General features: G+C 42.4%; 1 protein-coding gene and 2 pseudogenes. All 3 read left to right on the top strand.

Annotated features, from left to right (window positions below; genetic code table 11):
• Positions 1 to 4,963: pseudogene (locus HSISS2_RS07505) on the top strand (ZmpA/ZmpB/ZmpC family metallo-endopeptidase); the annotation flags it as partial.
• Positions 4,964 to 5,404: 441 nt separating this feature from the next.
• Positions 5,405 to 9,049: pseudogene (locus HSISS2_RS07500) on the top strand (YSIRK-type signal peptide-containing protein).
• 188 nt (positions 9,050 to 9,237) lie between these two features.
• Positions 9,238 to 10,446 carry an exonuclease SbcCD subunit D gene (locus HSISS2_RS07495; RefSeq protein WP_021146159.1) on the top strand — a complete coding sequence of 403 codons (1,209 nt, stop codon included), beginning with the start codon at positions 9,238 to 9,240 and terminating at the stop codon, positions 10,444 to 10,446.
• Positions 10,447 to 10,580 lie beyond the last annotated feature (134 nt).

Below are 10,580 nucleotides of genomic sequence, written 5' to 3'. Positions count from 1 at the left end.
ATACTACAAGTGCTAACGGTACCCAAGAAGTTGGTCACGAGGGTGAAGCATGGGTCCAACCGGCTAATCCAGAGTACACTGGACCGATCAGTGCTAACGGTACCCAAGAAGTTGGTCACGAAGGCGAGGCAGTGGTTCAACCAGCTAACCCAGAGTACACCGGTCCAATCAGTGCCAATGGTACCCAAGAAGTTGGCCATGAAGGCGAAGCAGCTGTTCAACCTGCTAATCCAGACTATACTGGCAAACTGGAAGCTAAGGGTACACAAGAATCCGGTCATGAAGGTGAAGCCCTTGTTCAACCTACAAATCCAGAGTACACAGGCAAACTGGAAGCCAAGGGTACACAAGAATCAGGTCACGAAGGTGAGGCGGCTGTCCAACCCGAGAATCCTGTCCACACTCCAGTTGTTGGAAGTGTCACAGAGACTGAAACGCAAGCCATCGATTATCCTATCGAAGTTATCACTGATGATAGCAAGTATGTGGATGAAGAGGTTGTCGAGCAAGAAGGTCAAAAAGGTAGCCAAGAAATCCAGAAAATTTACCAAACCATTGATGGTGTCAAGGTTGGTGAGCCAACTATTGTATCAGGTAAGGTTATTGAGGTGCCACAACCTAGAAAGCTTCGTCGTGGCAGCAAACCTCTAGATGGAACAACGACGGAAGAGTCTATCGTAGAGCTTCCATTTAAAGAGATTGTCCAAGAAGATGATAGTCTTGAAAAGGGCACTCTAAAGGTTGTTCAAGAAGGTCAAAAAGGTCAAAATAAAATCACCAAAGTCTATAAGACCTATAAAGGGAATAAGACGTCTGAGGCACCAACTGTCACTGAAACCGTGCTAGTTCCTGTTCAAGATCGTATCGTTCACAAAGGGACCAAGGTGTCTGAAAAACCATTGCTTACGCTGACACAGATTGACAAGGATGATTTGGGTCGTAGTGCTAAACTTAGCTACAACTTGACGAATCCAGGTTCAGCAGCTATCACGACTATTAAAGCGGTCCTCAAGCAAAACGGACAGATTGTCCAAACGCTTGATATTCCTAGCACGACCTTGACTGCTGACCTAACAAACTTAGACTATTACAAGCCATATACCCTCACAACAACCATGACCTATGATCGTGGCAATGGTGAGGAGAATCAGGTTTTGGCAGACCAAACTCTCCAACTGGATCTCAAGAAGGTTGAGCTTAAAGATTTTGCACGTACAGATTTGATTAAGTATGACAATCAAACAGAAGTGGATGAGACTCGTCTGGCAGCTGTACCTCAGGATCTCACGAATTACTACTTGAAGATGACTTCTGCGGATCAGAAGACCACTTACTTGGCTGTAAAAGCCATCGAAGAAACGACGGTTGATGGCAAGGCGGTTTATAAGGTAACTGCAGCAGCGGACAATTTGGTGCAACGTGATGCCCAAAACCATTTTGCTCAAACCTATAGCTATTACATTGAGAAACCTCAGGCTAGCCAAGCCAATGTTTACTATGATTTTGCTGAGTTGGTCAATGCCATTCAGGCTAATCCTTCAGGTGAATTTAGGCTGGGTCAAAGTATGAGTGCTCGTCACGTCGTTCCAAACGGTAAATCATACATTACGACCGAATTTACTGGTAAGTTGCTAAGTGATGGTGACAAACGCTATGCCATCTATGATTTAGAGCATCCATTGTTTAATGTCATCAATGGCGGAACGATCAAGAATATCAACTTTGAAAATGTAGACATTAATCGCTCTGGTCAAAATCAAATCGCGACGGTTGGATTTAACCTTAAAATAAAGGTCTGATTGAAGATGTTAGGGTGGCTGGTTCAGTGACTGGTAACAATGACGTTGCAGGTATTGTCAATAAGATTGATGAAGATGGCAAGATTGAAAATGTTGCTTTTATCGGTAAGATCAACTCTGTTGGTAATAACTCAACAGTTGGTGGGATTGCTGGTTCAAACTACATGGGATTCGTCAACAGAGCCTATGTGGATGCGACTATTACAGCTCAAAATGCCAATGCCAGTATGCTGGTACCATATGTCACCTACATGCTTAATAGCTGGAAGTCAGGAACCAAGGCTAGAGTAACAAACTCAGTAGCTAAAGGTGTGCTTGATGTTAAAAACACAAGATATGTTGGTGGTATTGTTGCCAAGACTTGGCCTTACGGAGCTGTTCAAGACAACGTGACCTATGCCAAGGTTGTCAAAGGTCAAGAAATCTTTGCTTCTAATGATGTGGATGACGAAGATGGTGGACCTCATATCAAAGACCTCTTTGGCGTTATCGGCTATAGCTCTGCCGAAGATGGCACTGGTAGAGATACCAAGAGTCCGAAAAAACTCAAACATTTGACTAAGGAAGAAGCTGATAAGCGTGTTGAAGGATACAAGATCACAGCTGATACATTTGTCAGCGAACCTTACGCGTTGAACACCCTTAATAATGTTTCTAGTCAAGCTGATTTTGCCAATATTCAAGATTATAAGCCTGAATACAAGCAGGCTTACAAGAATATCGAGAAACTTCAACCATTCTATAACAAGGATTATATTGTCTATCAAGCAAACAAACTGGCTAAAGACCATAACCTGAATACCAAAGATGTGCTCTCAGTGACACCAATGAAAGATAGTAATTTTGTCACAGATTTAAGTGATGCTAACAAGATTATTGTTCACTATGCTGATGGTACCAAAGACTACTTCAAGCTTTCAGATAGTTCCGAAGGATTGAGCAACGTTAAGGAGTACACTGTTACTGATTTGGGTATCACGTACACCCCAAATATCGTTCAAAAAGACCACTCAAGCCTCATCAACGGTATTGTCGATATCCTTAAACCGATTGAGTTGCAGTCTGACCCAATTTACCAAAAACTTGGTCGTACTGGAGGAAACAAGGTCAATGCTATTAAGAATCTTTACTTGGAAGAAAGCTTTGACGCTGTTAAGAATAATTTGACTAGCCTTGTCACTAAGCTGGTTGAGAATGAGGATCATCAACTCAACCAATCACCTGCTGCCCAACAAATGATTCTTGACAAGGTTGAGAAAAATAAGGCTGCCCTCTTGCTAGGTTTGACCTACTTGAATCGCTACTATGGTGTGAAATTTGATGATGTCAATATCAAGGAACTCATGCTCTTTAAACCAGATTTCTATGGTAACAATGTGGATGTTCTTGACCGCTTGATTGAAATTGGCTCTAAGGAAAATAATATCAGTGGTTCAAGAACATACGATGCTTTCGGTGAAGTTCTAGCTAAATATACTAAATCTGGAGATTTAAACGACTTCCTTAACTACAATCGAAAACTCTTTACCACTATTGATAATATGAACGACTGGTTCATTGATGCGACTAAGGATAAGGTCTATGTTGTCGAGAAAGCTTCTCAAAACCAAGGTGTCGGCGAGCACAAGTACCGTGCTTATGATAACTTAACCCGTGGCTTGCATCGAAAGATGATTCTTCCTTTGTTGAATCTTGATAAGACACAGATGTTCTTGATTTCTACTTATGATACCATGTCTTATGGTACAGCCAATAAATACAACACGACCTTGGAGAAATTCAAGCCTGAGATTGATTTGGCTGCTCAACGTCAAATTAACTATCTTGATTTCTGGCAACGATTGGCTACCGATAAGGTTAAGGACAGATTGTTCAAGGATATTGTCATTCCGGTCTGGGAAGGTTACTATGTCTGGGGTCATGGTTGGCCAGGTTGGCCAGATCGCTACGGCCAATTTAAAGACAGTAAAGATATCTATGCGCCAATTCGTGAAATCTATGGCCCAGTCGGCGAATACTATGGAGATAATGGTGCTGTGGCTGGTGCGTATGCGTCTATTTACGACAATGCCTACGATAACCGTGCCAAGGTAACCTTTATCATGTCTAATGTGGTTAGTGAGTACGGAGCCTCTGCCTTCACGCATGAAACGACCCACATCAATGACCGTATTGCCTACTTTGGCGATTATGGTCGTCGTGAAGGAACAGACGTTGAAGCTTATGCCCAAGGTCTTCTTCAATCACCAGCTACTCAGGGTCACCAAGGTGAATACGGAGCACTAGGACTCAATATGGCCTTTGAACGCCCTAATGATGGTAATCAATGGTATGACACAAATCCAAACAAGTTGAATTCACGTGAAGCCATCGACCGTTACATGAAGGGTTACAATGATACCCTCATGCTTCTTGACTCACTTGAAGGGGAAGCGGTCCTTAGTCAAGGCAACCGGGACCTCAATAATGCTTGGTTCAAGAAGGTCGATAAGGAAATGCGTGGTAGCAGCAAGAATCAATACGATAAGGTTCGTCCTTTGAACGATAGTGAAAAGGCTATGACCTTGACCTCTATCGATGACCTTGTGGACAACAACTTCATGACCAATCGTGGACCGGGCAATGGTGTCTATAAACCTGAGGATTTCGCTTCTGCCTATGTCAATGTGCCTATGATGTCTGCCATTTATGGCGGAAATACCAGCGAGGGTTCTCCTGGTGCCATGTCCTTCAAGCATAATACCTTTAGACTTTGGGGTTATTATGGTTATGAGAAAGGCTTCCTTGGTTATGCGACTAACAAGTATAAACAAGAAGCCAAAGCAGCCGGTAAGAGCACTCTAGGTGATGACTTTATCATCAGCAAGATTTCAGATGGTCAGTTCACCTCTCTAGAAGCCTTCAAGAAGGCCTACTTCAAAGAAGTAAAAGAAAAAGCGTCGCATGGTATGACACCAGTAACGATTGATGGCACAAGTGTTGCCTCTTACAATGATTTATTGACCTTGTTCAAGGATGCTGTTGCCAAAGATGCAGCAAGTATCAAGACGGATAAGAATGGTAATAAGTCAGTGTCAACAAGTCATACGACTAAACTCAAAGAAGCTGTCTACAAGAAACTCTTGCAAGAAACAGATAGTTTCACAAGCTCTATTTTCAAATAATAGCTCAAATAATCCCTCTTGGAAAACATCCAAGGGGATTTTTGAGTCTTGTCAAAAAATTAGCGGAGAGAGGTATTTCCTATCATTAGATTGGCAATTGGGAAAGCATAAGGCTAGGCTGTCAATGACCTTTCTTGTATCTTTTAATCTCTATCATAAAAAGGACATAAAAGAGTAGTGTTGAGACGGATTTTTAATAAATACGGTCTGCTTATGAAAGTCTTTTGAAAATTATAAAACTGACAAAGTGGTTCATTTTGGAAAGTTGTGGTTAGAACGCTTTGATAAATCAAAGGATTTAGATAAGGGACAAAGATTAATGTTTTCTAAGAAAAATTAAATTAACAAACAATTATTAGTATATATTTGACAATTTAATAATTATGGTATAAAATGGAAGACGTATATAAAGTAATTTGGATATTGAGGAATTTTATTACTATGAGAGATATGTTTAATAAACGCCAACATTTTTCATTACGGAAATACAGCTTTGGTGTAGCCTCTGTTCTTTTGGGAGTTTCAATTTTTTCAAATGCACAGGGCGCACAAGCTGATGAAACGGTAGCACCAGCTACTACAGGTATGGCAACAACTGCTGAACCTGATGTGGTTGTAGAACAGTCAACACCGGCAGCGGCATCAACGGCCCCAACAACAACAGAAAACGCACCAAGCTCAGTGTCAACTGTGGCTTTGGCCAGCGAACAGCCCCAATCAGCAGCTCAAAACAGTCAAACAGCTTCAACAACTAGTCAAACAGCAGCTAGTTCAGAAGCAGCTTCTCAGGCTGCATCGCAAGCGAGCTCTGAATCTGCAGCAGCGACTGCTTCATCTGTAGCGACTAGTGCACAAGCTCTTAGCTCAACAGCAGTAGCCGAAGCCCCTGTTGCTGGTCAAGTATCAGCACAAACAAGTGCAGCCGCTTCAGTTGCGACTGCAGCAGAAACTGCAAGTGCAGAGTCTACAACCAAGGCTGTAAATAGCGCTCTTAAGGTAGCCACAAGTGAGTTGGCTGTGACAAGCAGCGAATTAAACGCAGCCGAAGCTAGTCTTAACTCTGAAAACCTCATCAATGCTATGGGACTTGCGGTCGCAAACCGTGATCTTCGTCCAGTTGATGCACTCACTGTTTTGACCAATGCTGGAGCAGGCTCAACCAACCCTGACTTGACTAACCTTGGCTATAAGTTGAACTATTTGCCAGAACGTCAACAGTACTTTGTTAACATTGACTACATCAACCACCTTAAAGTCGGTCGTGATAGCGATGGTGTCATGAGAGCTTATGACTACATTGACGATGCGACTGGTAGATATGTGGTTGTCGTAAACTATGCCAACCTCGGTATTATCGACTATGTGGATGAAGCTGGAAATAAGATTCCAAACTCTTCAACCTACCGTATTAACAACTCAACTGAAACAATCACAGCAAACGGTAAAACTTACAATAAAATCTATGATGCCGGTATAACAGAACTTCCACCAGTGCCAGCAGGTTACCGTATCAAGTACGCATCTGCTGATAAGTCTAGAGCTAATGCTTATGTGGATGTTTTGAAAGCAGAACGTCAATATGATTATGTTAACGGTATTGCAACGATTCGCTCAAATCGTTCTTGGGCTTATAATCAAAGCCGTGTCGTTGACCTCGTTCAATTTGCCAATGGCGCTCAAGGTTTAGATGCTTCTATTGATGCTAATGGTGGCGGTCAATATTTGGCACCAGGTTACCGTTACCACATTATCGTTGAAAAAGATACTAAAGATGTGACTAAGACAACCAGTCAAACCGTTAGCTACACTGGTGCTGATGCTAAGACACCAGCTGCTAACACTCAAAATGACTTTAGCTTTAGCGGTAAAGAAGATCCTACAACTAACACAACAACTTGGACAGCAACGAGCCATACTTACGGCACAGTTAAGACTCCAGTTGTGACTGGCTACTATGCGGATAAAGCAGTAGCTGGCGGTAAGACAGTTACTCCAGATGCCCCAAATGCAACTGATACAGTGACTTACAAGGCCTTTGGTAAATTCATTGCCGTTGATGAAAATGGTAATCCAATTCCAGGTGTCTCAACAACTGCTTATACAAACGATCCAGATGATGCGACTAAGATGATTGCCATCGACAAGACAATTCCAAGTATCGCTGGTTACACTGTTAAAGCCCTTCCAGTGTCTCCATCAAATCCTGGTGAAGATACACGTGTCGTTTACGTAGCTATCGTTAACGATGTGACTAAAGCTACTAAACAAACGGTTACCTTCCAAGGTGCAGGTGACAAGACACCAGCTGCAGATGTAAAATCTGACTATACTTTTGCAGGTAAAGATAACCAAGCAACTGGTAAAGTGACTTGGAATGAAGCTAGCCACACCTATGCTAGCGTTAAAGTTCCTGTTGTAACAGGTTACTTTGCAGATAAAGGCCTAGCAGGTGGTAAGACAGTTACTCCAGATGCTCCAGAAGCAACTGATACCGTAACTTATAAGGCCTTTGGTAAATTCATCATTGTGGATGAAAATGGCAATCCAATTCCAGGTGTTTCAGATACTGCCTACATCAATGATCCTAACGATCCAACTAAGATGATTGCTGTTGACAAGAACTTGCCAACTATCCCAGGATACACTGCTAAGGTTGTGCCTGCGACACCAGGTGATTTGTCTAGTGATACTAAGGTTGTCTATGTTAAGAATGATCAAAAAGCAAGTGTTACTTATCGTGATGAAACTGGTGGCTCAACGCTTGAAACTGTTGCTTTGGCTGGTAAATCTGGCGAAGCAGTTGGTTATTCAACAGCTGAACGCATCAAACACTATCAAGAACTTGGCTATGTCCTTGTGACAGATGGTTACCCAGCTGGCGCAACATTTGATTTGGACAGTGCGGTAGATCAAGCTTGGACAGTAAGCTTCAAACGTGTTGCGCTTGACTTTAATCCAGATGATGCTCACGAACCAGGTACGCCAATCTATCCTAACCAACCAAATGGTCCAAAATGGCCTGCTAAGGATGCCTACCTCAAGGATGTGACTTACACTGTTCATTATACAAGTAAAGACAGCCATGCGAAATTGCCAGCAGACAGTGTTCAAAAGGCACAATGGAAACGTTCATTGACCCTTGATTCTGTAACAGGTGATATTCTTACAACTGGTGAATGGAAGGCCGATAAGACTAAATTTGATCTCGTCCTCACACCTTTGGTTAATGGTTACTTTGCTGATAAAGGCCGTGTAGCTGCTCAAGATGTTACTATGGACAGCAAGGTTGAAACGGTTACTTACACTAAATTTGGTAAGATCATTCCTGTTGACGAAAAAGGTAACCCAATCCCAGGTGCTGAAGGAATCGCTTACACAAATGACCCTAATGACCCAACCAAGGCTGCTATGACGCTTGTTCCTGAGATTAAAGGTTACAAGGCTGATAAGACTGGTGTGACACCAAGCAATCCTGGTGAAGATACTAAGGTTGTTTACAAGTTGGTTAATGCAGAACCTGCTAAACCAGCAGTTAACAAAGAAGTTGGTACAATCGTCGTTATCTACCGTGATGAATATGGTAACCAAATCAAGATGCCACTTGTTATCACTAACTCTGTTGGTGCTGATGTTAACCTTCACGGCGACCGTTACATCTACCGTAATGGTGTGAAATATGAATTGATTCGTCAAGAAGGTAAATCAACAGACAAGATGACATAAGGTCAAACAGTCGTGACTTACATTTACCGTAAGGTTGAAGATGGCTCAACACTTTCAAATGGCAATGGTGGTCAATCTGGAAGCTCAACTTCTAAAGCTGTTAAAGCAACTTCAAACGGTTCTAAAGGATCTAAGGGTTCAGGCTCAGCAGCTGATGGGGCTTCAGACGGTAAAGGTTCAGATAAGAAGAAATCTGGAAATAAAGACGGTAAGAAGGCAGATGGTTCTGATAAAGCTAAAGAAGGCGATGAACAATTGCCAGTAACAGGTGACTCAGGTAACAACCTCGAAGCAATGGGTGTTGTTGTTATGGGACTCATGTCAGGATTTGCAGCTATGAGCCGTCGTAAAAACCAAGACTAAGATTTGCAAATTGTATCTCTCATAAATTCCAAAAATAATAATCTCTCTCGAGGACGAATAGCTCGGGAGAGATTTTTTGGACTTAACTGATATAAAGCTGGAAAATTATCAAAGCCTATGAAACATTTAAGCAGTATTTAGCTTGATAAGGTACAATAGAGTAAGACAAAACGAATGAGGAGGTTGTCATGAAGTTTTTACATACGTCAGATTGGCATGTGGGTCGAACCCTCAATGGCTGGTCTTTGTTAGAGGAGCAGGAGTGGGCTTTTCAACAAATTGTGGATCTGGCTATTAGCGAAAAAGTGGATGGGATCATCATTGCTGGGGATCTCTATGACCGTGCGGTGCCCCCTGTGGATGCGATTAAACTATTTAATAAGACCTTGGCCCGCTTGGTACTGGAGGAGCAGATTTCTGTCTTTGCTATCAGTGGTAATCACGATGGGGCTGAACGTTTGCATTTTGGTCGTGACTTCTTTCAACCTCAGGGCCTTCATTTAAGTACACGTTTGGAGGAGTCTTTTGAGCCTATTGAGTTGGAGGATTGCCAGATTTTCTTGCTTCCCTTTATCGACCCTATTGATGCCCGTATTTACTATAAGGATGATGAGGATAAGGAAATTCAAGGGATTGGTGATGCCTTGGCCTACATTATTGAAGATATGGAAAAAGCTTTTGATCCTGACAAAGCCCATATTTTGGTGACGCATTTTGCGGTTTCTAAGAAGGATGATAGCGATGGTCAAAGTCTAAGGGAACTGATGTTGTCTGAAACCAGCAATACTGTGGGTGGTCTTACCAATGTGACCAGTGACCTTTTCAAGTCTTTCGATTATGTGGCCTTAGGGCATATCCATACGCGTTTTGCTAGTCCTACCAAGCGCGTGCAATATTCAGGAAGTCCAGTCGCCTTTAATGTCAAGGAAGCTAAGCGTAAGGAAGAAAAGGGTGTTTATATTCTTGAATTGGACGCGTCTGGTGATTTGTCTCAGACCTTCCATCCTTTAGAGGCCAGACGACCGATTGTGGTCTTACAGGCACCTTTTGAAACCTTGATGTCGCCTGAATTTTATAAGGAACAGCCTTGTCAAAAAGCCTGGTTTGCCTTTGATATTCAACTGTCCAGTCGTAAGGAATTAGAGGGCATCAATGTGCGTGCCCGTCTGGAAGAAATTTATGGGACAGATATTGTAGAAATTACTTTCAGTCGTCTAGGTGATGTTAGGGAAGAAAACTTGACTGTTAATCATCACTTAAAAGATTTGGAAATGCAGTCACCTCAGGAAATCGTATTTGATTTTTACCAGACAGTGACTGGGGGCGATGTCTTGTCTGAGAGACAGACTGCCCTTGTGGAAAGTATTTTTGAGGAGATTGAGAGGAGTCGACAATGAGACCAGTTCAGTTAGAATTGACCAATTTTGGACCTTATCGTAAGGAAATCATAAATTTTACTCAGTTTGACCATGCTCCCCTCTTCTTGATTGGAGGGGACACAGGGGCTGGTAAGAGCACTCTCTTTGATGCC

It is taken from the genome of Streptococcus sp. HSISS2 (assembly GCF_000448665.1).
GTDB lineage: Bacteria > Bacillota > Bacilli > Lactobacillales > Streptococcaceae > Streptococcus > Streptococcus raffinosi.
This window is presented reverse-complemented; position numbering and strand designations above follow the sequence as displayed.